The organism is Citrifermentans bremense, assembly GCF_014218275.1.
In the GTDB taxonomy this organism is placed as follows: Bacteria; Desulfobacterota; Desulfuromonadia; order Geobacterales; family Geobacteraceae; genus Geomonas; species Geomonas pelophila.
In genome coordinates, this window is the sequence record NZ_AP023213.1 from 970,001 (window position 1) to 992,836 (window position 22,836).

17 protein-coding genes and 2 rRNA genes (1 of these 19 running past the window's edge) are annotated in these 22,836 nt (G+C 58.0%); 11 read left to right on the top strand and 8 right to left on the bottom strand.

Annotation, left to right across the window (positions count from 1 at the left end; translation table 11 throughout):
• From GEOBRER4_RS04165 to GEOBRER4_RS04190, 6 genes are all read left to right on the top strand, one after another.
• Positions 1-1,925: ribosomal RNA gene (locus GEOBRER4_RS04165) — 23S ribosomal RNA — on the top strand (it extends 1,032 nt beyond the left edge of the window).
• 136 nt (positions 1,926-2,061) lie between these two features.
• A 5S ribosomal RNA gene (rrf, locus tag GEOBRER4_RS04170) occupies positions 2,062-2,178 on the top strand.
• Positions 2,179-2,341: 163 nt separating this feature from the next.
• Positions 2,342-4,033 carry a methyl-accepting chemotaxis protein gene (locus GEOBRER4_RS04175; RefSeq protein WP_185244348.1) on the top strand — a complete coding sequence of 564 codons (1,692 nt, stop codon included), beginning with the start codon at positions 2,342-2,344 and terminating at the stop codon, positions 4,031-4,033.
• A gap of 547 nt (positions 4,034-4,580) precedes the next feature.
• On the top strand, positions 4,581-5,951 hold the full coding sequence (locus GEOBRER4_RS04180; RefSeq protein WP_226377882.1) for a DUF3943 domain-containing protein: 1,371 nt from the start codon (positions 4,581-4,583) through the stop codon (positions 5,949-5,951).
• Between the two features lie 42 nt (positions 5,952-5,993).
• Positions 5,994-6,800: a M48 family metallopeptidase gene (locus tag GEOBRER4_RS04185; RefSeq protein WP_185244350.1), complete on the top strand. Its 807-nt coding sequence runs from the start codon at positions 5,994-5,996 to the stop codon at positions 6,798-6,800.
• A 106-nt stretch (positions 6,801-6,906) separates the two neighbouring features.
• A complete protein-coding gene (locus GEOBRER4_RS04190) occupies positions 6,907-8,361 on the top strand; it encodes an aminoacyl-histidine dipeptidase (RefSeq protein ID WP_185244351.1) in 1,455 nt (484 codons plus the stop codon).
• Positions 8,362-8,365: 4 nt separating this feature from the next.
• Here the strand turns inward: GEOBRER4_RS04190 and GEOBRER4_RS04195 are convergent, their stop codons facing one another.
• Both GEOBRER4_RS04195 and GEOBRER4_RS04200 read right to left on the bottom strand, forming a co-directional pair.
• On the bottom strand, positions 8,366-8,629 hold the full coding sequence (locus tag GEOBRER4_RS04195; protein WP_185244352.1) for a hypothetical protein: 264 nt from the start codon (positions 8,627-8,629) through the stop codon (positions 8,366-8,368).
• 190 nt (positions 8,630-8,819) lie between these two features.
• Entirely contained in the window at positions 8,820-10,493 is a 1,674-nt protein-coding gene (locus GEOBRER4_RS04200; RefSeq protein ID WP_185244353.1) for a B12-binding domain-containing radical SAM protein, read from the bottom strand.
• Between the two features lie 162 nt (positions 10,494-10,655).
• On the opposite strand from GEOBRER4_RS04200, the gene GEOBRER4_RS04205 reads away from it, so the two are divergent.
• On the top strand, positions 10,656-11,996 hold the full coding sequence (locus tag GEOBRER4_RS04205) for a radical SAM protein (protein ID WP_185244354.1): 1,341 nt from the start codon (positions 10,656-10,658) through the stop codon (positions 11,994-11,996).
• A gap of 171 nt (positions 11,997-12,167) precedes the next feature.
• Here GEOBRER4_RS04205 and GEOBRER4_RS04210 read toward each other — a convergent pair whose 3' ends face one another.
• Genes GEOBRER4_RS04210 through proC form a run of 3 tightly spaced genes read right to left on the bottom strand, consistent with a single transcriptional unit; the run spans position 12,168 to position 13,748 of the window.
• Positions 12,168-12,671 (bottom strand): DsbC family protein, encoded by a 504-nt coding sequence (locus tag GEOBRER4_RS04210; RefSeq protein WP_085813696.1) that lies wholly within the window; start codon positions 12,669-12,671, stop codon positions 12,168-12,170.
• Positions 12,664-12,948, bottom strand: a complete 285-nt coding sequence (locus GEOBRER4_RS04215; protein ID WP_185244355.1) for an acylphosphatase — start codon at positions 12,946-12,948, stop codon at positions 12,664-12,666. The genes GEOBRER4_RS04210 and GEOBRER4_RS04215 overlap by 8 nt, the downstream gene beginning before the upstream one ends.
• Positions 12,945-13,748: a pyrroline-5-carboxylate reductase gene (gene proC / locus GEOBRER4_RS04220; protein ID WP_185244356.1), complete on the bottom strand. Its 804-nt coding sequence runs from the start codon at positions 13,746-13,748 to the stop codon at positions 12,945-12,947. Before proC ends, GEOBRER4_RS04215 begins: the two co-directional genes overlap by 4 nt.
• Before the next feature lie 170 nt (positions 13,749-13,918).
• Between proC and GEOBRER4_RS04225 the strand changes: the two genes are divergently transcribed.
• The 3 genes from GEOBRER4_RS04225 to GEOBRER4_RS04235 all read left to right on the top strand — a co-directional run bounded on the left by GEOBRER4_RS04225 (position 13,919) and on the right by GEOBRER4_RS04235 (position 18,993).
• The gene (locus tag GEOBRER4_RS04225) at positions 13,919-15,097 is read left to right on the top strand and encodes an MFS transporter (protein ID WP_185244357.1); all 1,179 of its coding nucleotides are present in this window, start codon (positions 13,919-13,921) and stop codon (positions 15,095-15,097) included.
• Between the two features lie 896 nt (positions 15,098-15,993).
• Positions 15,994-18,117: a multiheme c-type cytochrome gene (locus GEOBRER4_RS04230; protein WP_185244358.1), complete on the top strand. Its 2,124-nt coding sequence runs from the start codon at positions 15,994-15,996 to the stop codon at positions 18,115-18,117.
• A 147-nt stretch (positions 18,118-18,264) separates the two neighbouring features.
• Positions 18,265-18,993 carry an Lcl domain-containing protein gene (locus GEOBRER4_RS04235; RefSeq protein ID WP_185244359.1) on the top strand — a complete coding sequence of 243 codons (729 nt, stop codon included), beginning with the start codon at positions 18,265-18,267 and terminating at the stop codon, positions 18,991-18,993.
• A gap of 93 nt (positions 18,994-19,086) precedes the next feature.
• On the opposite strand, the gene GEOBRER4_RS04240 is transcribed toward GEOBRER4_RS04235, so the two are convergent.
• From GEOBRER4_RS04240 to GEOBRER4_RS04250, 3 genes are read right to left on the bottom strand one after another with little or no spacing between them, the layout of a single operon-like run.
• The gene (locus GEOBRER4_RS04240) at positions 19,087-20,052 is read right to left on the bottom strand and encodes a CxxxxCH/CxxCH domain c-type cytochrome (RefSeq protein WP_185244360.1); all 966 of its coding nucleotides are present in this window, start codon (positions 20,050-20,052) and stop codon (positions 19,087-19,089) included.
• 14 nt (positions 20,053-20,066) lie between these two features.
• A complete protein-coding gene (locus tag GEOBRER4_RS04245) occupies positions 20,067-20,543 on the bottom strand; it encodes a cytochrome C (RefSeq protein ID WP_226377883.1) in 477 nt (158 codons plus the stop codon).
• Entirely contained in the window at positions 20,540-21,889 is a 1,350-nt protein-coding gene (locus GEOBRER4_RS04250; protein ID WP_185244361.1) for a hypothetical protein, read from the bottom strand. The genes GEOBRER4_RS04245 and GEOBRER4_RS04250 overlap by 4 nt, the downstream gene beginning before the upstream one ends.
• A gap of 341 nt (positions 21,890-22,230) precedes the next feature.
• On the opposite strand from GEOBRER4_RS04250, the gene GEOBRER4_RS04255 reads away from it, so the two are divergent.
• The gene (locus GEOBRER4_RS04255; protein WP_226377884.1) at positions 22,231-22,824 is read left to right on the top strand and encodes a hypothetical protein; all 594 of its coding nucleotides are present in this window, start codon (positions 22,231-22,233) and stop codon (positions 22,822-22,824) included.
• The last annotated feature ends 12 nt before the right edge of the window (positions 22,825-22,836 follow it).

Sequence of the window (22,836 nt, forward strand, 5' to 3'; positions counted from 1 at the left end):
GAGCCCAGACCGCCAGCTAAGGTCCCAAAATCTACGCTAAGTGGAAAACGATGTGGAAATGCCCAGACAACCAGGAGGTTGGCTTAGAAGCAGCCACCCTTTAAAGAAAGCGTAATAGCTCACTGGTCGAGTGGGTCTGCGCGGAAAATGTAACGGGGCTAAGCGTAGTACCGAAGCTGCGGATTGGATCCTTAAGGATCCAGTGGTAGGGGAGCATTGTGTAAGCCTGCGAAGGTCGACCGTGAGGACGGCTGGAGGTATCACAAGAGATTATGCTGACATGAGTAGCGAAAAACAAGGTGAGAAACCTTGTCACCGAAAACCCAAGGTTTCCTACGTAAAGGTAATCTGCGTAGGGTTAGTCGGTCCCTAAGGCGAGGCCGAAAGGCGTAGTTGATGGGAAACGGGTTAATATTCCCGTACCACCTGTTGTTGCGATGGGGGGACGGAGTAGGGTAGACGATCCAGGCGCTGGTTGTCCTGGTTTAAGGTCGTAGGCGGGAGAAGGAGGCAAATCCCTTTCTCTGTTAACGCTGAGAGCTGATGACGAGGGGGTATCCCCATAAAGTCGTTGATCCCATGCTTCCAAGAAAAGCCTCTAAGCTTCAGACAGCAGGTGACCGTACCGTAAACCGACTCAGGTGGGTGAGGATAAATGTCCTAAGGTGCTTGAGAGAACACTGGTTAAGGAACTCGGCAAAATGATACCGTAACTTCGGGAGAAGGTATGCCCCTTTAGGTGAAGAGACTTGCTCTCCTAGCCCGGGGGGGTCGCAGAGAAATGGCGGTAGCGACTGTTTACTAAAAACATAGGACTCTGCAAAGTCGCAAGACGACGTATAGGGTCTGACGCCTGCCCGGTGCCGGAAGGTTAAGGGGATTTGTTAGCCGCAAGGTGAAGCTTTGAACCGAAGCCCCGGTAAACGGCGGCCGTAACTATAACGGTCCTAAGGTAGCGAAATTCCTTGTCGGGTAAGTTCCGACCTGCACGAATGGCGTAACGATTTCCGCGCTGTCTCAACCAGTGGCTCAGCGAAATTGAATTCTCGGTGAAGATGCCGAGTACCCGCAGAAAGACGGAAAGACCCCGTGCACCTTTACTACAGTTTGACAGTGACATTCGAATAAGCTTGTGTAGGATAGGTGGGAGACTTTGAAGCTGGGACGCCAGTCTCGGTGGAGTCATCCTTGAAATACCACCCTGGTTTGTTTGGATGTCTAACCCAGGCCCGTCATCCGGGTCGGGGACACTGTCTGATGGGTAGTTTGACTGGGGCGGTCGCCTCCCAAAGAGTAACGGAGGCGCGCGAAGGTTCCCTCAGGCTGATTGGAAACCAGCCGTAGAGTGTAAAGGCATAAGGGAGCTTGACTGCGAGACCAACAAGTCGAGCAGGTACGAAAGTAGGTCTTAGTGATCCGGCGGTTCTGTATGGAAGGGCCGTCGCTCAACGGATAAAAGGTACGCCGGGGATAACAGGCTGATCTCCCCCAAGAGTTCACATCGACGGGGAGGTTTGGCACCTCGATGTCGGCTCATCGCATCCTGGGGCTGAAGTAGGTCCCAAGGGTTTGGCTGTTCGCCAATTAAAGCGGTACGCGAGCTGGGTTTAAAACGTCGTGAGACAGTTTGGTCCCTATCTTCTGTGGGCGTAGGATACTTGAGAAGAGTTGACCTTAGTACGAGAGGACCGGGTTGAACGTACCTCTGGTGTTCCAGTTGTTCCGCCAGGAGCAGTCGCTGGGTAGCTATGTACGGAAAGGATAACCGCTGAAAGCATCTAAGCGGGAAGCCTCCTTCAAGATTAGGTATCCCTGGGAGCAATCCCCTAAAGGCCCGTTGTAGACCACAACGTTGATAGGCCGGGTGTGTAAGTGCAGTAATGCATTCAGCTTACCGGTACTAATCGGCCGTGAGGCTTGACCATAAAAAATTCTTGGAGAGGGGGGTGGGTCTCCCACCCCCCGATCATAAACTGCTGATGCGTAAAACCTACAAAAACACGAAAATGCGATTGTTGAGAAATATATTGCGAGAGCCGTAAAGGTTCGAGCTAAGAGTTTCTCTGTGGCTATGCCGAGAGGGTCACACCCGTTCCCATCCCGAACACGGAAGTTAAGCCTCTCTGGGCCGATGGTACTGCACTGGTAACGGTGTGGGAGAGTAGGTCGCCGCAGGGAATTTAATAGAGAAGCCCCGTCAGGAATACCTGGCGGGGCTTTTCGCGTTCAGGAATCTGTGCTGACTGTCATAGACCCAGCTGGCTCAGATAGAGGGATTACATTGACACAGGCCAACTTATGATGTAACAATCGCAATATTTGCATGCATCCGGGGCAATCTATGTTCTTCAGAAAATACCTCTCTTCTTTGCGCAGCACCCATATCTTCATGGTCTGCTTCGGCCTTCTGATGGGGATCGTATTCCCATTCTATTCGTGGTTCTTCTTTGGTCGCCAGGCGTTCGCGCCGTTGTACGTCTTTGGCTGCATTGCCGCCGGTTTCATCGTGGGCAGCTTTTGCTACCACATAATCAAAGAAGCACTCAGGCTCTATGTCGAGCATCAGCTGCAAATCCTTGGCAGAATCACCAACGAGGCCTCCACTAAGGTAACACTTGACAAGGGTGACGAGCTCACGCAGCTCATGGATTGCAACGAGGCCCTGATGAACAGGGTGCTGGTCATGGTGGAAAATGTCTCGCGGCTGGCCGCCGACATATCTGCCAGGCAGGCACGGCTTAGCTCTGATTTCAGCAGGACAGTGCATAACAACGTGCAGCAGGCCGCCAAAGAGAAGGAGACAATCAGGGCCGTTGATGACATGAATGCTTTCTTCAAGGACCTGCTTCGCGAAATCAAGGACATCGCTTCACGAACTGATGAGCGTGCTTCCATATCGACCGAAATGAGCGCCGCCACCGACGCCATTGCCCTCAGCATCCAGGAGTATTCCGCATCCGTCATGGAAACCTCTGCTTCTATCGAGGAGATGGCGACCAGCATCAAAGGGACCTCGACCAACATCGAGGCGCTCACCGCGTCAACGGAGCAGACCTTTAACTCCATCAACGCCATTGGCAGTTCCATCACGGATATTCGCGACAAGGCTCGTCGCACTTTTGACTGCTCGGATAAGGTTCGGGTCCAGGCAGTTGAAGGCATGGAGGCGATGGCTGCGACTCTCGCTGCGATGGGCGAGATTGAGGATCACAGCGACCGGTCCGTCAATGCAATAAACAGGCTTTCTTCGCATTCCTTGCGGGTGGGAGAATTCCTGGAGGTGATAAAGGAAGTGGTCACGCAGACGAACCTTCTCTCCCTGAACGCATCCATTATCGCAGCGCAGGCTGGCGACCGCGGCAAGGCGTTTGCCGTCGTCGCTGAAGAGGTCCGCGCCCTCGCAAAGAGAACTTCTGCATCTACTGATGAAATAGAGGAGTTGGTAGGCAACATACAGAAAGAAACAGTTGCGGCAGAAACCGCGGCCAGGCTTGGCAAGGAAAAGGTCGCCGAAGGGGTGAAGGTCTCAGAAAAGGCTGATGCAGCCTTGCACCGGATAGAAGAAAGTGCGGCGGAGGCTTCCAGGATGGTCCAGCAGATCGCCGCAGCCACCGACGAGCAGGCGTCCGGAAGCAGGTTGATAACCGAAGAAGCCGAGAAGAACCTGTCTCGCGTGAAGCAGTTCAGGCGGGCCATCCAGGAGGAGGAGACCGGAGCACAGCTCATCGTCCGCAGCCTGGACCGGATGCGCAGCTTGTCCGAAAAGATCACCCACTCAACAGACGAGCAGGCACGAGGCAACCGCCTATACCTGAAGAGTGTCCAGGATGACAACGACAAGGTCAAAAGGTTGAAGGAGACCTGCATGGAGCAGATTGCCATCGGGGAAATGCTGCGCAACGATGTAGCCGAGGTGGACCAGTTGATAGAAGGCACCGCTGAAGAAGCAAAAACGATGCTCGGTGAGATCGAGACCATCAGCAACCTGATCAACGACATGCACCGCGAAATGGAGAGCTTCAGGAAGTTGTAGTACCTGCGGCTGTCTCAGCGAATTGAAAGCCCCGCCAGAGAGATCCGGCGGGGCTTTTTAGCGTCTGCATCCGCTGGGTGGGACACTCTTTTGCTGCTCCCTCCCACGCGACTCTTCGCCTTCTTGGTGCGCCTTGACAATGAAGTCTCATCTTGTAGATTATTACAGGCCAATGTTGCTGGCCCCACAATCACAAATTCCATTCTTTCTGGATTCCCGCCAAAAATAAGCTATCTAGCAGCAGAGCGCATTAGTCAATGTCGTAAGTGAGGGCGTTATGAAGGACCCGCGCCGAAAGGACATAGCGACTTTTCTTGCCGCGGCAGTGCTGATACTGTTGTCATATCTCCCTGCAACGGTAGGCGCTACTACTGGCGATGTCACAGACGCTGCAGTGCAGGTACGCCAAGATAGTATCCGCAACAGCAACACCAACCCAAGCACCCAGCAGGGGAGTTCGCTGTTTCTTTGGCGAGAACCTCAGTTCGAATCTCGAACGGTGTTGGCGCAGTTGCAAGGGCCGGATCCGTCCGAGCCCAAGGGGCAGTTGAAGACGGTTTTGTCCTGGGAGACCGGAGAGGGAAAGAGCTACCTTGTCCCGGCACTCGAGATACCGGGTTTCATCGTGCTCTTGAATGGCTTCGACCGGTTGGTTCTCAACGACAAGGAGAAGGACGGCAAAAAGGTATACTCCACCAACCTCTCCACCATCTGGGAGCACCTGCACCGGCAGAACTGGACCTTCGACCAGGACTCATTCAAGGTAAACCAGTTCGGGCACCCTTACGAGGGCGCCACTATGTACGGGCTGGCACGCTCGTCTGGACTTAACTTCTGGCAGTCGCTTGTGTACAGCAACGTCGGGAGCTTTCTCTGGGAAATGGCAGGGGAAACGTCGCGTCCATCCATAAACGACCAGATCACCACAGGCAACGCAGGTAGTCTTCTGGGCGAGGCGCTCTTCCGCATGGCAGGACTGGTGCTGGAGGACGCCGGCCCGAATCCCGCGCTGGGACACCAACTCGCAGCGGCAGCAATATCGCCTCCCACCGCTTTCAACCGTCTTGCCTTCGGGGAAAGGTTCAAGGAGGTCTACCCGAATCACCAGCCGGCGACTCTCTGGCGCTGCATGGCTGGGGGAAGCGCCAACGTGCACTCCCACAACCTGAGCCCAGTCGTCCAGCCGTCGAGCCGGGACGGCAACGCCATTGCCGAGTTCGCCATGGCGTATGGACTTCCCGGCAAACCAGGGTACAGCTACAACCGTCCGCTTGACTATTTCGATTTCCAGATCTCCACCCGCGCCAGAACCCACAACCTGGTCGAGTCGCTCACCATCAGGGGACTGCTCAAAGGGACCGATTACCACGTAGGGGAAGACTACCGCGGTATCTGGGGGCTGTACGGAAGCTATGACTACATTTCGCCCTACCTGTTTCGCGTTTCCAGCACTGCGCTTTCACTAGGAACGACGGGGCAGTATTGGGCCGCTCCCGGCATTGCCGTCCAGGGTACGGTCATGGGCGGGGTCGGTTTCGGGGCCACCGGCCTAGAGACAGACGTCGCCGAGGAAAGGGGTTATCACTTCGGCGCCACTCCCCAAGGACTCCTCGCTTTGGGCGTGCTGCTTGGGGACAAGACGATCCTAGATGTAAGCAGCCGGGGGTACTATGTAAGCGCGCTGGGCCCTGACAAATTGAAAGGGTCCGAATTCGTTTTCAGGGGGGCGGCTGCGTTGACCGTAAGGATATATGGTCACCACGCCGTGGGGCTGCACTATTCCGAGTCGATCCGGGACACAAACTATGCTAATATACCGTCGCGGTACCGGTCCGAAGGCACATTGAGCCTCGTCTACACCTTTCTCAGTGACATTAACCTGGGAGCAGTTGAGTGGCGAGATGCCTACCAACGCTGACACAGGGTGCTCCATATCAATTTTAAGAAGCGAGGTAACCAGATGAAATTCCTTAAGTCGTTCCTTCTCTCCATGCTTGTCACAATTCCACTCATGTCAGGTTGTGCAGTCAACAAGTCGTCAGTGGGCGGCTTCAACCTCGTTTCTGTTGAGGAAGAGAAGCAGCTGGGTGACAAATTCGCTGTCGAGATTGAAAAACAGCACAAGGTGGTAAACGACCCGCAACTGCAGAGCTACATCGAGGGCGTGGGGAAGAAGCTGCTGACTGGGGTGAGGACGGTGGAATTCCCGTACACCTTCCAGGTGGTGCAGGATGAGACCATCAACGCCTTTGCCATCCCCGGGGGGCACACCTATGTCAACACAGGGCTCATCAAGGCCGCGGGAAGCGAAACCGAGCTGGCAGCCGTCATCGCGCACGAGATAAACCACGTGGTCGCCAGGCATTCGACCCGGCAGATGACGCAGCAGTACGGTTATCAGCTCGTCACGAGCCTGCTGTTGGGGGGGAGCCAGGGTGAGCTCTCCAAGCTGGCCGCAGACATGTTCGGGAAGGCCGGGACCATGTACTACAGCCGCGAGATGGAGAGCCAGGCTGACTACCTGGGCGTCGAGACCATGTACAAGGCCGGGTACAACCCGCAGGGGATGGTGACCTTCTTCAAGAAGCTGGCCGCGACGGGTGAGAGCAATCCAGGCAGCATAGCGCGTTTCTTTTCGTCGCACCCGGAGACGGTGGAGAGGATAAAGGCGATCCAGGGGGAGATATCCACCCTGCCGCCCAAGACCTACCTGCCCGATTCGACCTCGGCATTCAGCCAGGCAAAGGCGAGGGCCCAGAAATACTAGCTTTCGGCTATCCGTTTTGATTGAGCTTCAAAGATCCCCTGTAGAGGCTTGCGGGGGATTTGTTTTAACCGCTTGCGCGGGACTGCCACCGAGAACTGGAGATCAAATGTCTGATGCAATCCGTGGGTTGGAACCCGAATCCTTCTGGCGCTGTTTCGCAGAAATAGCGAGGATCCCGAGGCCGTCAGGTCACGAGGCAAGAATAGGTGCCTTCATCCTGGACCGGGCCAGGAAACTGGGTCTCGAAGCGGTGCAGGATGACTGCGGCAACATCGTGGTGAGGAAACCCGCCTCGCCGGGCAAGGAGAAGGTCGCCGGCATCTGCCTGCAGTCCCACCTCGACATGGTGTGCGAGAAGAATGCGGACAAGGTGCACGACTTCCTGAACGACCCGATCGAACTGGTACGCAGGGATCAGGTGATAACGGCAAACGGCACCACGCTGGGCGCTGATAACGGGGTCGGTGTTGCCGCCTCCCTCGCGCTCATGGAAGAGGGTTCCCTGCGGCACGGGCCGCTGGAATTCCTGTTCACGGTGGAGGAAGAGACGGGACTGACCGGCGCCAAGAACCTGAGCCCTGCCCTGGTGCGTAGCAGGACCCTCCTCAACCTGGACTCGGAGGAAGAAGGGGCCCTCTACATCGGGTGCGCGGGGGGCAAGGATACGGTGGGATGCTGGAGTTTTGACGCGGAGGCGGCACCGGCGGATGCCGTTGCGCTGGCTGTCGCCGTGAAGGGGCTAAGAGGCGGACATTCCGGATTGGAGATAGACAAGGGGCTGGGAAACGCCATCAAGCTGTTGAACCGCGCGCTCTGCGGGCTCTCCGAAATGGGGGCTAGGGTCGTTGCTATGAACGGGGGGAACATGCGCAACGCCATTCCCCGCGAGGCAGCGGCGAAGCTCTATCTGCCTGCAGCGAATTTGGCGCAGGCCGAGGCGCTGGTGTCGGAACTGGACCTGGTATTCAGGAAGGAACTGGGGACGATCGACCCGGGCGTCAAGCTGACCATAAGCCGTGAAGATCTGGGGGGGGCGAAGGTCATCGGGGCGGCGGTGCAGGAGAAGCTCCTCAAGGCCGTCTCCGCGCTCCCCAGCGGCGTTCAGCGCATGAGCCACGACATCACTGGGCTGGTGGAAACCTCCACCAATGTCAGCGTGATCAGCACCAGCGAGGGCGGCGTCACCCTGGTCACCAGCCAGCGCAGTTCCTCTGCCTCACGGTTGAGGGAAGTGGTCGAGAGCGTCGAGTCTATATTCGAGTTGGGCGGCGCGATGGTGGAGGTGAGCGAGGGGTATCCGGGATGGCAGCCGAACGTCGACTCGGCGATCCTGAAACTGGCACAGGATAGTTACCGGGCGCTCTACGGCCGGGACGCGGAAGTTAAGGCCATCCACGCCGGCCTGGAATGCGGCATCATCGGGGAGCGGATTCCTGGAATGGACATGGTTTCGCTGGGGCCCAACATGGAAAAAGTGCACTCTCCGGAGGAGAAGGTCTACATCGACAGCGTGGCAAAGTTCTGGAACTTCCTGTTGGAGATTTTGAAGACCGCCCAGTGAGAATCTAACGGGATTCATGGTCCGATCCGTTCCTGACCTCACAGACGAAGGCGATGACCAGCGGGACGATGGCGTTGGTGCCCGATATCAGCACACGCTGGGTCATCTCCCGGCATCTCTGCCCGATTCTACATTCCAAAGAGACGTCATGCAGGCCGGCGCGGCACTGGAAAACTTTCAGTGTCTCGCCGGTTTTGTTTTCCCCCTGGTACAGCCCGTCGACTGAGACTCTTCCCCTGCGCAGACAGGAGACGGTGAAGAACTCCATGGCAACTCCTTTGGGCTTATATTGGAAAAATTTTAAATATCCAGTATCGCCTGCTGGTTCGGGAGTGCAAGGGGACAACTTCGGGGGCTAGGGGCTAGGGGCTAGGGGCTAGGGGCTGGGAACTGGGAACTGGGAACTGGGAACTGGGAACTGGGAACTGGGAACGGGGAACGGGGAACGGGGAACGGGGCTATAGGGTTTCTACCTTCAACCCCTCGCCGGGGGCGGAACGGTAGATGAAGGTGAACTCTACCGCGGCTTCGCCACAGGGGGTGCTGCGATAATCCCGGGCGAACCGGCGCCGGTAATACCTGACACGTTCCCCGGACTTGGCCGCAAGCCCCGCGGGTACTCCCTGTTCACCCTTGTCAACGTTGGCTGTGAAGAAACTGGGGCACTGGCCGCCGGGATAGCCGATCATACAGTGGTCGAAGCAGAGGGCGTCACGAAAGAGCTCCAGCTCCTCTCCCGCGAGCCGACTGCAGCCAAAACGCCAGACGGATTCGAACAAGAGGTTCAGCGACACGTTTGCCAAGAGACCTTCGCTTTCGAAGAACTCCGCGGCATCCGCAAAAACCTGTGCCATCTCCTTACCGGCGCACAGCTGACGCAGCGAAGCTGCGAACCTGCCGCTGTTGTATAGGAGGTCCAGGAGGCGGCTGATGGCCTCTATGCGGCGAATGTCGGTGAAGCTGAGCCACGGTGTTCGCAGCACCTTGTAGGGCGCCGCTTCGGCATAGGCATACCCTTCCTTGCGGGCGATGCCTCGCATTGCTGTCCCCTTCAGAACCTTGAGCGGCTCGACCTGGATGTGGTTTCCCCCCAGCTCGAAAAGCCCCTGCAGGGATTCCAGGAAACCTTCCAGCGATTCCCCGGGAAGACCCGCGACCAGATCCAGGTGGACCGTCACCCTGGTCCTCTCTATGACTGCCCTGACGTTTCGATACAGCTTGTCCAGGCTCGACTTCCGTTGCACCTTGGCGAGGGTCTTTTCGCCACCTGACTGCACGCCGATCTCGAAGCGGAACATCCCGGCCGGCACCTCCGCAAGGAGCGCCAGGTTTTCCTCGGTGAGAAGCTCGGCGGCGATCTCGAAGTGAAACTTGCTGGACTTGTTCTCGGCGAGGATCAAGCGCCAGATGGCGTTGGCTCTTTGGGCGTCGAAGTTGAAGGTCCGGTCCGCAAGCTTCACGGTCTGGACCTCCTTATCCATGAGCAGGCGCAGGTCTGCTTCGATTCGCTCCATGGAAAAGGAGCGGACCCCATTCTCCAGGGAGGACATGCAGAAGGCGCAGGAGAAAGGACAGCCGCGGGAAGTCTCGTAGTAGACCAGCGGCTTGCCTAGGTCCACGAGCCCGGAGGCAAAGGGGGAGGGGATGGAGTCCAGCTTTGCTATCGTTCCGCGCTCCGGGTTGGCGACCACCTCGTCATGATCCCGATAGGTGATCCCCGGTATATCCTCAAGCGGCATGCCGCCGTTTAGGGCCTCCAAGAGCTCCCGGCAGCTCTCCTCTCCCTCTCCACGCACGATGCAGTCTACGGCGCCGTTGCGCCCCATGATCTCGAAAGATCCGTAGGAGACCTCGGGGCCGCCCAGGACGATGAAGGTGCCGGGAAGAAGCTGCTTCAGGTCGGAAGCAAGCTTCAAGGTGAGATCGGTATTCCAGATGTAGCAGGAGAAGAGCAGGACGTCCGGCGCCTCGGCGAACAGCTTCGCGAGGAGTTGGTCCTGCTGCTCGTTCACCGTGAGCTCGAGGATTCGGAACTCCATCCCCGGGAGGTCGGCGCAGGCTGAGGCGAGATAGGGAAGGGCCAGCGAGGCATGGACGTACTTTGCGTGCAGCGTGGAGAGCAGGATCTTCATGGGCGGGGATTGTAGCCGATACTGGAGATATTTGCCACGGAAAGTACGAGATGAAGCTCTTGTTCCCCTTCTTCTTGCCGGGGGAGGCGATTTTTGCTACTGTGCCTCTTTGCAACAGATTAAGGCGGAGGTGCTGTCAGCGCACCTTCCATCGGGATAGATATGAAAACGAAACGACTTCCTAAGCTCCTCTACGCCGACGGCCAGGGGAACATTTACGATCACCCGTACCTGACCATGGCCGGGATGAGCGCCAACGAAGCGGTGCTCCCGGAATCGGTGGAACTGATCCCCCTGCCGGAGGACAGCCGGCTTTTCACCATACCGGATACCCCCCCGATCGCCTGGGACGAGCGGCAGGGGAGCTTCGTCACCGTGAGCCGCGTCAAGGAGGGAAGGCGCAGCATCCCGGTTCAGGCCGTATCCGCCTTCATGGCGCCGGGGTACATGCGGACGCTCTTGCCCGCCTGCGACTACAGCCAGAAGAAGGTGCACCTGCCGCTTTGGTCCTACACTGCCGTCGGCTGGGACGAGGAGACGGAGCGCTTCGTGGTGGCCGCGACGCGGGTGGACGACAACGAGAACTGGCTCCCCAAGAACTACGACGATAGAAAGCTCGATCCCCTGGTGCGCCGCATGCTGGCGCAGTTCCCCAAAAACAGGCTCATCGAGCAGCTCTCCCGCTGTGCCGTGGACTATCACTGCTTCGCCGCCAAGAACCTTTTCTTCCGCAGATGGGAGGCGCCGATTCCGACCTCGCCGGTCTGCAATTCCCGCTGCCTTGGCTGCATCAGCCTCCAGCCCTCGGACTGCTGCCCCTCGAACCACGAGCGGATTCCCTTTGTGCCTACGCCGGAGGAGATCGTCGAGTTGATGCTGCCGCACCTTCTGGAAGCGCCCGAGCCGATCGTCTCCTACGGGCAGGGGTGCGAGGGGGATCCCATCATGCAGGCGGACACGGTGGCCGAGGCGACGAGGAGGCTCAAGGCGGGGAGTTCGCGCGGGACGGTGAACTTCAACTCCAACGGTTCCATGCCGGAGCGGGTCAGGATGCTTTGCGACGCGGGGATGGACTCGATGCGCTTTTCCATGAACTCGGTCCAGGAGAAATTCTACAACGGCTACTATCGTCCAACGGGGTACCGCTTCGCGGACGTGGTCGAGTCGGTGAAGGCCGCCAAGCAGAAGGGGCTTTTCACCATGATCAACTACCTGGTCTCCCCTGGCGTGACCGACAGCCCTTCCGAGGTGGAGGCTCTGCTGAAATTCATCGAAGCGACCGGCGTGGACATGCTGCAGATGAGGAACCTCTCCATCGATCCCGCTTTCTATAACGAGCGGATGGGAGTTGAAGAGCGGGGGATCGGCATGTACCGGATGCTGCAGCAGGTGAAGAAGGAGTTTCCGAAGATCCAGTACGGCTACTTCAACCGCACCAAAGAAAGGTTCTATCCGGAAGGGTATGAGAAGGGGTGGCCGATTAAAGGCAAAAGGCGGGGCTAGGGACTGGGGGCTAGGGAAAGGCAAAGGCAAAGGCAAAGGCAAAGGCAAAGGCAAAGGCAAAGGCAAAGGCAAAGGCAAAGGCAAAGGCAAAGGCAAAGGCAAAGGCAAAGGCAAAGGCGGGACTGAGGATTGGTTTTTCTAGCCCCTAGCCCCTGCCCCCTAGCCCCTACCTCATTTCAGCAGCGGCTCCAGTCTTTTCAGGTCGAAGCCTTCCACCACCCTGCCGTAGATGACAAAGGTGGGGGTGGAGGTCATCTTGTTGGCGCGGGCGATCTCTTCGTGCTCTTTTTGTAGTTTCTTCCCTTTCGCGGTGATCTTAGACAGCTTCTTCATATCGAAATCGTCGGAGGTCACTTCACGCATCGCTTTTGCCTTATCTCTGGCGGAAAGTATGTACTGCACCTTGCCCTTGGAGTCAGGGTGCCTGGCCAGGGGCATGAAGAAGATGTAGCGGGTGACGTCGCTTCTCTTCTGAAAATACGCCTCGGCTTTACGGCAGAAGGGACAGTCGGGATCGGTAAACTCGATCACCATGATATTTCCACTTCCCACCTTCACGGCCTTGTCCAGATCCAGATCGCTTTGCGCGAAAGCTGTTGTCACCAACAGCGACACCAGTATCAGGACCGCCATTCCAACCAGCTGTTTCAGACCATGTAGAGTTATCTTATTCATCGCCACCTCTTATCTCGAAACCGGTGAACTCTCCGGAATACTCACCCTTCTGCTCGCTCAATTCGTCCACCCGGGCCAGTTCGGGCCCTCTCCGACACCACTCAACCATCGCCTCCACATCGTCCGACTCCCCCTCGAAGCATGCCTTGACCGAGCCGTCGGAGAGGTTAGCCACCCACCCCGAGACCCTGTGCCTCGTTGCAGCGCGCATCGTGTGGTAACGAAAGGAGACGCCCTGGACTCTCCCCCGCACTATGACGGTCGATCTTGTCTTCACTTTTGCCCCAGTTCCTTCGATCTGGCGACGCAGACGTCCACGGCGTTGATGGTGGCGGCGCGGAACCCGTCCCGGTCGAGGGAATGCATGGCGGCAATGGTGGTACCACCCGGGGAAGCCACGTTGCTCTTCAGCACCGCCGGGTGCTCGTGGGTCTCAAGAAGGAGCTTCGCCGTGCCGTACACGGTCTGCGTCGCCAGTTGCGTCGCCACGTCCCGCGTCAGCCCGTGCTTCACCCCCGCGTCGCTCAAAGCCTCGATGAAGGTGAGCACGTAGGCGGGGCCGCTGCCGGAAACACCGGTGACGGCATCGAGCAGTTTCTCGTCGACCACGCAGGTGGTGCCGACCAGGTCGAAGATCCTGCGCGCAAGGATCAAGTCGTCTTCGGTGGCGTTGTCGCCGCGGGATAGGGCGGAGGCGCCGCTAAGAACCAGGGCAGGCGTATTGGGCATCACCCTGACGACACGGGCGCCGGTCCCAAGCAAGCCCTCGATGGCCGCGCTCTTCACTCCCGCCATGATGGAGATGAACAGCTTGTCGACAAAACCGGCCCCCACCGATCCCAGCACCTGGCCCGCTACCTGCGGCTTTACGGCGAGGATTATGGTGTCGCTCATCTGGATCAGTGCCTGGTTGTCGTTGATGGCCTTGATCCCGTACCTGTCTGCAAGCAGCTTCCTGCGCGGTTCAGATGGCTCGGACACGGCCAGTTCTCCTGCTGGGACTCCGCCGGCGAGAAGACCCTTGATGATCGCCTCGGCCATATTCCCGCCCCCGATGAAACCTGTTCTCTTGTCCATGCCTGCGCCTCCAGTTATTCTGTCATTTCAGGAAGTATTTAGTTCAAGATAGGTAATAAATCCGCCTCCAAATGTCAATAGAATTGAGTCGCTTTAATTATGTCTCCGGCTGACCGTATCAAGTTGTCACTGCGATTTCACAGGCTAGACTGAAGGCTTGGAGGTTCGCGATGTTCAAAGGCATCACCGGCAACGTTCTGATACTGGGGCTGGTCAGTTTCTTTACCGATGTCTCCAGCGAAATGATTTACCCGCTGCTGCCGCTGTTTCTGACCGGTGTGCTGGGGGCGGGACCGGCTTTTCTCGGCACCATAGAGGGAATCGCTGAATCCACCTCGTCGCTTTTGAAGCTTCTATCGGGCATCGTCTCGGATCGCGTCAAGCGCCGCAAGCGTCTGGTGCTGATCGGGTATACCCTTTCCTCGCTGATGCGCCCGCTGATCGGCAGCGCCGGCTCAGCCTTCACAGTGCTGCTGATCCGTACCGGGGACCGCATCGGCAAGGGGATACGCACCTCGCCAAGGGACGCGCTCATCGCCGACTCCGTCGAGCCTTCCCTGCGCGGCAAGGCCTACGGCTTCCATCGCTCCATGGACCATGCGGGCGCTCTCGTCGGTCCCCTGGTGGCAACGTTTCTGTTGAGCTACTTCGTCACCGACCTTAGGACTGTCTTCTGGCTTGCCGCAATTCCCGGGCTCCTTGCCGTGCTCCTCATCGCCTGGAAGGTGAGGGAGGCCGAAAGGGCGGAACTTCCTAAAGAGCAGTTGCAACTAACCCTGCTCCCTGCCGGACCGCTGCGGAGATACCTGCTGGTCCTGTTCCTGTTCACCCTCGGCAACTCTTCCGATGCCTTTTTGCTCTTAAAGGCGGGCACCCTTGGGGTTCCGCCCCACAGGATACCGCTCCTGTGGTCGTTTTTTCACCTGGTGAAGATGATGTCCAGCATGCCTTTCGGTGCGCTGTCGGACCGCATCGGCAGGAAGGGGGTGATCGTCGCGGGATGGTGCGTGTACTCGCTTGCCTACGTCGGGTTCGGTTTTGCCACCAACGAGGTGCAGGTCTGGCTGCTGTTCGTGTTCTACGGGCTATTCTTCGGCCTTACCGAAGGGGTGGAAAAGGCGTATCTCGTGGACATGTCGGATGCGAGGCTGCGCGGCGCCGCCTTTGGTTGGTACAACTTCGCCGTCGGCGCCGGGGCGCTTCCGGCAAGCCTGCTGTTCGGCCTCATCTGGCAGCATTCCGGGGCCGTCGCACCCTTCATCTTCGGAGCCGCGCTGTCGGGAGCGGCCATGCTCTTGTTGTTGGTACTGGTAAAACCTGCCGCCGTAACCGGACCCAATGCCCGCTAGCCCCCGCCTGAAGCACCTTGCCGCCGCTTATCCCAAATTCCTTGTGGTGCACTGCGCTCACCCTCACACAATTGTATTAACTGTGGCGGTGGGCTTAACAATGATGCAGCCAAATAATAATATTCGAATTTATATATTGTGATGAAGTCATTCAGCCTGTGTTGTCGAAGGAATTTTTTTCAATCAACTCCAAATTTCTCCACGCACTGTTTCCCCCCGTATCGATCTTTGGGTTTTTTTCCAGCCGGAGGTTTTTTTTCCTAAAGAACTCAGAACGCCCGCCGAAATAGTCACCTGTACTGTGAATACCACTCTTTAACTGTCAAAGTTGACGTTGATACTGTCAAAAAAATTACTGGTACTGTCAACTTTTATACTCTCTGCCAGAACGAAGTGGTTCCAGATAGATACAAGTTCTTCGAAACTTCGGGCATTTGTCCTCTTGGTAAGGAGATTGCAATAGTTGCAAATGCAATGTTCCGGTTTGGTTACTTTCAGTTAATGTTGTAGGTTGTCTGTTTTTTTATTAAATGTCGTTAACGAAACGGCTTCTACTGACATAAGTTGGTTAAATGTTTTGATCAGGCAACTTGCACAGCGAAAAATGTATTGTAATGTTAACTCCAGTGTCACCTTTGTTGAGTTAACTGCTGTCACCGCCCAAAACTTAACGATGACTAATTTTCCTATAGTCAATACTTCATCACCAACTAACAGTCCAATCGTCGGCACTTCGAAAGGGATGCAGGTCTCCCTGCCGTCAGACCTGATCGATTTGTTCTCACTGTGAAGGCTACAGGTCGATCGAATACTTTATGAAAGGAGATGTAGAGGAGTTGGTGCAGGTGTAACGAATTGTGGGAATTGCAGTTAACAACAACAACAGGAGGAAGGACATGCAATTCAATCTGAAAAGTTTCTTCGCAGTTTCTCTCCTTGCAGGCGCTCTCGCGATGAGCGGCTGCAGCGGCGACGACGGTGCAACCGGCGCAACTGGCGCAACCGGCCCGCAGGGCCCGGCAGGCCCGGTAACCCTGACCCAGCAGTCATGTGTCGTCTGCCACAGCGCAGGTGACGAGGCGGACCAGGTCGCAATGCACGGGTTCGTGTACGACGCAGCCACCGGGACCCGCTTCCTGAAGCCCAGGTCCAACGACACCGACCTTGCCCTCAGCGCCATTACGGTTGCGGCTGACGCAACCAGCCATCCGGTGATCAACTTCACGGTCAAAAAAGGCAGCACTGCACTCACCGCAGTTACTGCAGCAGATGTACGTATCTACATCGGTACCATCGTCCCGGCCGGGACCGCGACCGACAGGGGCACCTTCGACAACGCCCACATCGAGACCTGGGCCTATGCGACTGGCGCAGACCTTACTCTGACCAACCTTGGAAACGGCAATTATAGTGCTGTCGTTGCCAACGTCTTCGGCACTCCTACCGCCGGATACAGAAACGCGAACTACGATCCGACCCTTCAGCAGCGCGTCATTGTTCGTGTAAACCCGAGTACTGCAATGCTCGGCACTTCCGTGATCAACGTCAATAACGGCGTAGGCGTCGTCGACCTGACCGCCGAGCCGGCTGCGAACACTGCTGCGGTACTGGAAGCCAACCCGCAGAACCAGATCGTCACCGTCGACGCCTGCAAGAAATGTCACGGCGCACCGCTGCTCGCGGCGGCTCACGGCAACCCGAACGGTTACCGCAACACCCTGGTCTGCGTGATGTGTCACTCGCCGCTGTACCACGATCCGGCAGCTCCGGAGATCAACTTCACCAAGTTCATCCACGAGATTCACGCTGCTAAAGACGTCGCCGAGTTCCCCACCCGCATCTTCGGTGGCGGCTACACCCAGGTAACCTACCCGCGCCCGCTGGGCGACTGCGTCGCCTGCCACAGCAACCCTGCTGGTGTTGCCCTTGGCACCGGCGACAAGCTTGCTAACTACAAAGTTGCAACCCTTGAAGCCTGCGGCAGCTGCCACAACAGCGCCACCTTCGACCTGACCACCGGCGCAGGCCATGTAGGCGGCGCACAGGTCAACAGCGCAGCCTGCGCTCTGTGCCACCCGACCACCGCCATCGACGGCTACCACACCCCGGCACCTGCAGCGAAAGACGTGCGTGAGTACAACGTGACCATGACCCTTGATGCACCGGCAAACGGTACTCACTACGTGACCGGCGAAACTCCCAAGGTTACCGTGACCCTCAAGAACAAATCTGACAACTCCGCAGTCGCTGGTACCGTTTACACCACTGCCAAGGACGCTGTTGCTGTCGCAGGCGGCGGCCTCTCCAAAGCACAGATCTACGTCTACGGCCCGCGTTCCAACGCCAAGCCGGTGCTGACCAAGGCAGCAGCAACCCTCACCAACGGCGTGCCGAAACAGGCGCAGCCCCTGTTCGTAGACGCAACCGACGCGAACATTCAGACCACTTCGGCCGGCTTCGTCTATAAGCTGAACCCGGTCACCGCAGACATGAGCGGAACCTACTTTGTCCGTGCAACCATCGCAGATTACGGCTACAAGGCTGACAGCGACTACAAGATCGACTCCACCGCGTTCCAGACCATCCAGATCAACACCGCGACTGCAGAGCAGAAAATTTCCGGCAATACCTGCGTCGACTGCCATGGCCCGGGCCTCCTGGAGGCTCACAACGCACGTCACTCCGTCGTCTTCAACACCGACGAGTGCATCTCCTGCCACGACAAGTCCGGTAACTATGCTGACCCGCTGGACAACCGTGTACATGCCATCCACTCCGCTTCCGCCACCGGCGACAAGCATGGCATCGACTGGAAGGACGTCTCCTACCCGCAGGGGCTCCGTTCCTCCGATACCGCAACCGTCAAGGCTGCTGGTGCACCGCGCTGCAGCGGCTGCCACACCGGCACCTCCGGTGTAGGCGTCCAGTGGAAAACCAGCATTTCGCAGAACTCCTGCGCAGGCTGCCACGCCGACAAGCCGGGCGCAACCGACCACTTCCTGCAGAACGGTGGCCGTTAACAAGTAAGTCTTAAAGAGGCAGCAACGGGGCGGGCCGCAAGGCCCGCCCCATCTCTTACCAACCATGCGACGCCTCAAGCCTGAGGCGCTTTTTTTTGTGCGGAGGGTGACCCTTCCGTGACATCACTACTGAAATGAGGGATGACCATGAAGCAAATGAAGACTGTTCTTATGGGGTGCATGTTGCTCGTTTCCCTCGCCGGGTGCGGCGAGAAGTCGAAGCTGGAGGGGACCGTGGTGGACGGCAAGGCGCAACCGCTTGCGGGCGTCCGGGTCGTGGCGAAGAACGTGAAAAGCGGCAGCGAACAGTACGAAGCGACAACGGCAGCCGATGGCAAATTCCAGTTCGCCAAGATAGACGCAGCTGCCGACTACGAGTTGATCCCGTATCTGGGCAACAAGGCCAAGGGGCGCTCCTTTACCTTCAAGACCGCGCCCAAGGGGCAGACCATGATCCTGCCTCAGGTGCTGCCGGTCCTGTTCGCGCCCACCAAGGACGGGCTCCTGGTGCGCAATACCATCTCGGGGGTGTTGTGGGTGAGGGATGCCTCAAAGTGTGGAGCGATGGACTGGAACGCCGCGATGGCGCTCCCGAAGAATTTCAACTACGCAGGCTTTTCCGACTGGCGACTGCCGACTAAGGATGAGCTCAGAGCCCTTACTGCATTTGCGAAGGGAAAGCCTGGTGGGGCAAAACCGTTTGAAACCCTCAACGACGAGTTGTTCACCAACGTAAGGCCAGATTTCTACTGGACGGACAACGACAAGGGTGAAAACAAGGAGTTTGCCTGGGCTATCAACATGGCCACCGGAGAGGTTTCCGACGATCAGAAGACGATTAAGCACCAGGTCATACTGGTGCGCTCGGAGAAATGACACCCGATGCGCTGAAAGCTTAACCCAGGAACAAATAAAAGGCCCCTCTCTAATCGAGAGGGGCCTTTTTTACTGCCTTTGTCGTTGCTAGTTCTAGTTGTTGATCCAGTTGCGCGGGTTGTTGCCGTTAGCCGCATGGCAGGTGCTGGTGCAGCTGCCGGAAGGAACGACAGCAGTGTAGGCCGTGTAGCTGGTGATCTTCGTGCTGCCGCCGCCGATGGTAGTTGACGGCTCTGCGCCGAAAGCCGGAGTGGCCAGGCTGGTGAAGTGGCTGGCCAGGCTGGCAGTATTATGGCAGTCGGTGCAGACGATGGGCGTAGAGGTGTTCGGCACCAGCAGGTGCAGGTGGATTTCGTGCAGGTTAGCTCCGTTGTAGGTCCCGGAGAAATAGCTGTTGTACTGCGGCGTCTGGGCAGCGGTACCCTGGTCGTGGCAGGAGACGCAGTCGGTAGCCAGGTCTATGGAGCCGCCGTACCACTTGGGCGTGTTTTTCCCGCCGTGGCAGATTACGCCGGAACAGGTCCCGTTGGCGGCATCGTAGCCGAAGCTTGGGGCGGTCTTAGCCTTGAGCGACGCGGGGAAGTTCACGGTCGCGCCGGCAATGCCGCCTGTTGCGGTCGCCTTGGCGTGATTGTCTGTGCCGAAACCTGCGCCGGTATGGCACGACGCGCAGTTGGTCCCCAAGAGCTGCAGATGCAGGGTGTGGAGGCCGGAGCGGTTCGGCGCGGCGGCCCCGGCAGGCGGGGTGCTGTGGCAGGAGTCGCACCCTGCGGCAGCCACGGGGTTCGTGGCATGGCAGACGAATCCGAACTGTGCCGTCTGGGGGGTGCTGAAGCAGCCGACCCTGGTGATGCCGCCGGTCAGGTCCTCGCCATGGCACTGGGTGCATTGCGCCGGGGACGCATTGGCTATCGCCCCGTGCGCCTTGACCCAATTGGCAGGGTGCTTGCCGTTGCTGTCCACCATGGGGGCGCTGTCGTTGGCCCCGCTGCAGGCGGCAAGGGCCGCTGCTGCAACGGTTAAGGAGGCCATTTTCAACCACGATATCCGACTTTGCATATAGTCTCTCCTATCTATCTCGTATGGCACACTACGCAGCGTTGGTTGTTGGCCCTGCCGTGGCAGCGGTAGCAGCTGGCGGGGTCGAGCTTGCCCTCGATCTTGTGCAGGGTCATGAAGTCGCCGCGGTGCGGCATCTCGCGGTCGGGGCGGTTTCCGAATTTCACCGACGGCTTCATCTCCACCTTGTGGGTGTGGCAATCGGCGCAGAACGAGGGCTTGTGGCAAGTGGCGCAGACCTTGTCATCGGTTGCGGCGTAGAACCTGTGGTTCTTGACGAATTCCGAGGAGTGGTTGAACGCGGTCAGCGGTTTCATCGACCCCTTCTGGGTGTCCTCGTGGCACTCGGAGCAGCTGACGCGGCCGGTGCCGAGTTCCTCAGGGTGGGAGGCCGGGAGGCTTTCCATGGTGCCCATCTGCGAGCAGGCAGCAAATATGACCGTCAGCCCGGCCAGTGCCAGGAGCGGGAATAGCTTGGTGGGGCGTATCATTTCGCATCTCCTTTTCCGCTGTAGTTCATGTTGTAGGTAAGACGGACCAGACCTTTGAGGTCGTCGTTATACTGCGGGTTCTGACCGTAGCTCAGGTCGCCGGAGAGGGCCAGGGCCGGCGTGATGTGGTAGCCTACCGAACCGATGGTCTCCCAGGCGCTCTTTTCGTTGTTGATCTTCTCTTTGAAGAAGTAGCCGATGGCGTCGAGGGCGCCGAAGAAGGTCTTGGTGTCCCTCATGGTGTAGCAGCGCACCTCGTGGAAGGAGGCGGAGTCGTCGGTTGCCGGATTGATGGCGAAGCCGGAATCCGCGTTGAGGTAGTGGTAGCCGATGCCGCTTCTCATGGTGTTGTCCATGTGGGTGAAGCGGACGTTAGCCCCGAAACGGTCGGCACTGCCGATATCCCTGGAGTAGTGCTTGTAGTCGGCGGAAACCTCCGTCCCTTGCCCCAGCTCGTAGGAGCCGCTCAAGCCGGTGGTGCGCGACTTTTCGCTCAGGTCCCCGACCATGCTGGCGAAGAGGGCCGAGCTGTAGAAGTAGTTGCGCTCGTGGTGTTCGCTGAACTCGGCGGCTACCAAGAGTTTCTTTGCCGGCTTCAGGTTCAAAAGATAGGTGTGCTCGGCTATGCCGCTGGTTTCTGTGTTGTAACTCGTGTGCCCGATCAGTTCCACCGCGCGCACCGGGCTGAACCAGATGTCCCCTCCGACGAGCCTGTGGTCGCCGAGCCGTGCGCCTCTTTCAAGGGCGATGTTGCCGGGCCGGTCCAGCGAGGGGGCGCCGCTTTCGTAGACACCCGACACGCCTACCTCGAGCATCCCGCCGAACCGGTAGCCCAGGCGGCCTCCGAAAATGCCGTTCCCCTTGCCGTCGGTGTTCTCGTTGGCAAGGTGCTGGGTGTGCACCGGCGCACCGCCGAAGGCGGAAACCCGGAACCCGTAGGGAAGGTCGGTGCTCGCGCTGACGCCGTCCACGTGCTCGTTCACGATCCCGTCGGTGACCATGAAGCGGCCGGCGCGTGCCTGCGCGTTGGCGTTTTTGAAGCGGTACATCAGGTAGCCGTAGGTTAGGCTGGCATCGGTCTTGCCGTTGTTGAAACTGTCGTCGGCGAGGTCTAGTCTGCCCCAACCGTAGAGGTGGGCGGAAAGGTTGCCGTCGCCAAGCTTCTCCGCGTCGAGAGCCAGGAACTCGGTGACCGGTGCCAAGTCCTTGCTGGCAAACCCGGCGCGGTCATCCTGGTAGACCCGCAGAATTGAGGTGGAGTTCAGCGAGCCATCCGCAGCGAATGCCGCTGCGGGTAGGGACAGGAAAAACGCTGCTGACAACAGGTGACAAGCGGTTTTTTTCATAGGAGCTCTCCTGCACTGGAATAAAGAAACATCGTTGGACTAATTTCTGGGTTTTGTTGTATAGAAGCGGTATAAAGATGACGCTGTGGTGGTTTATTGCGGTGCCGCAGGCATATCTTCTGTATCAGGTGTCATGGCTGCTGGCAAAGGACCGAATTTATATACTACAAAAGTGTTACTATATTAAGTAAAAACTTGTGATTGTCAAAATTTGTTGTATTAATCAATTCCAATTGAGAATGGGCGCAGCCCGATTGACTTTCTATGGCGAGGACGATCCTCGGGGTCCGGTATCGAGACAAGGCATTAATTTTATGTGCTTGAGACATGTGAGACTATTCGTGCTAGGGTTGATGCTGCTGACTGTCTGTGCGCCGCTTCAGGCAGTAGCTGGCGGTTTGCAGCAGCTTTCTTCGCCGATCGAGACGCCGAAACTGTCACAGCCGATGACCTCGCTGGATCTGTTTGATACCGGCAATTTCCTCACACATGCAGGCGTGAAATTCTCAGCGGCCGAAAAGGTGAGCCTGGAACCGGAACTCGGCGTCGGTTACAGTTCTCGCGAGCAGGAGTTCCACGGCGGGGTCGAACAGTCGACCCACCGGGTGCACGCCCAAGCCGGTTGGCGCCTGTCTCTTGCCGACAGTTTTTACCTTTCGGCCGCGGCCAAGCTTCCCGTGATGACCGTGGAGAAGAAGGGGCTTACTGGCGGGGCGGAACTGGGGATCCGTCCCGATGTGGACACACGCACCGGCTACGATTTCATCGCCCCCTCGCGCAGCTCTGTCCGGTGGACCGGGGAAGTCGGCATCCGCCTGTTGCCGCGGGCCGACCTCATGTTGTACTACGACCAGAACCCCCTCGACGGCTGGTCCTTCACCGACCAGCATCAGGAGGAGCGGATCGGGACCAGGTTCATCATCCGGTTCGAGTAGGCCCAAAAGGAG

Coding starts and splice junctions, on each gene's coding strand:
- GEOBRER4_RS04175 (WP_185244348.1), top strand. CDS start 2,342: ATGTTCTTCAGAAAATACCTCTCTTCTTTGCGCAGCACCCATATCTTC.
- GEOBRER4_RS04185 (WP_185244350.1), top strand. CDS start 5,994: ATGAAATTCCTTAAGTCGTTCCTTCTCTCCATGCTTGTCACAATTCCA.
- GEOBRER4_RS04190 (WP_185244351.1), top strand. CDS start 6,907: ATGTCTGATGCAATCCGTGGGTTGGAACCCGAATCCTTCTGGCGCTGT.
- GEOBRER4_RS04195 (WP_185244352.1), bottom strand. CDS start 8,629: ATGGAGTTCTTCACCGTCTCCTGTCTGCGCAGGGGAAGAGTCTCAGTC.
- GEOBRER4_RS04200 (WP_185244353.1), bottom strand. CDS start 10,493: ATGAAGATCCTGCTCTCCACGCTGCACGCAAAGTACGTCCATGCCTCG.
- GEOBRER4_RS04205 (WP_185244354.1), top strand. CDS start 10,656: ATGAAAACGAAACGACTTCCTAAGCTCCTCTACGCCGACGGCCAGGGG.
- GEOBRER4_RS04210 (WP_085813696.1), bottom strand. CDS start 12,671: ATGAATAAGATAACTCTACATGGTCTGAAACAGCTGGTTGGAATGGCG.
- proC (WP_185244356.1), bottom strand. CDS start 13,748: ATGGACAAGAGAACAGGTTTCATCGGGGGCGGGAATATGGCCGAGGCG.
- GEOBRER4_RS04225 (WP_185244357.1), top strand. CDS start 13,919: ATGTTCAAAGGCATCACCGGCAACGTTCTGATACTGGGGCTGGTCAGT.
- GEOBRER4_RS04230 (WP_185244358.1), top strand. CDS start 15,994: ATGCAATTCAATCTGAAAAGTTTCTTCGCAGTTTCTCTCCTTGCAGGC.
- GEOBRER4_RS04235 (WP_185244359.1), top strand. CDS start 18,265: ATGAAGCAAATGAAGACTGTTCTTATGGGGTGCATGTTGCTCGTTTCC.
- GEOBRER4_RS04240 (WP_185244360.1), bottom strand. CDS start 20,052: ATGCAAAGTCGGATATCGTGGTTGAAAATGGCCTCCTTAACCGTTGCA.
- GEOBRER4_RS04245 (WP_226377883.1), bottom strand. CDS start 20,543: ATGATACGCCCCACCAAGCTATTCCCGCTCCTGGCACTGGCCGGGCTG.
- GEOBRER4_RS04250 (WP_185244361.1), bottom strand. CDS start 21,889: ATGAAAAAAACCGCTTGTCACCTGTTGTCAGCAGCGTTTTTCCTGTCC.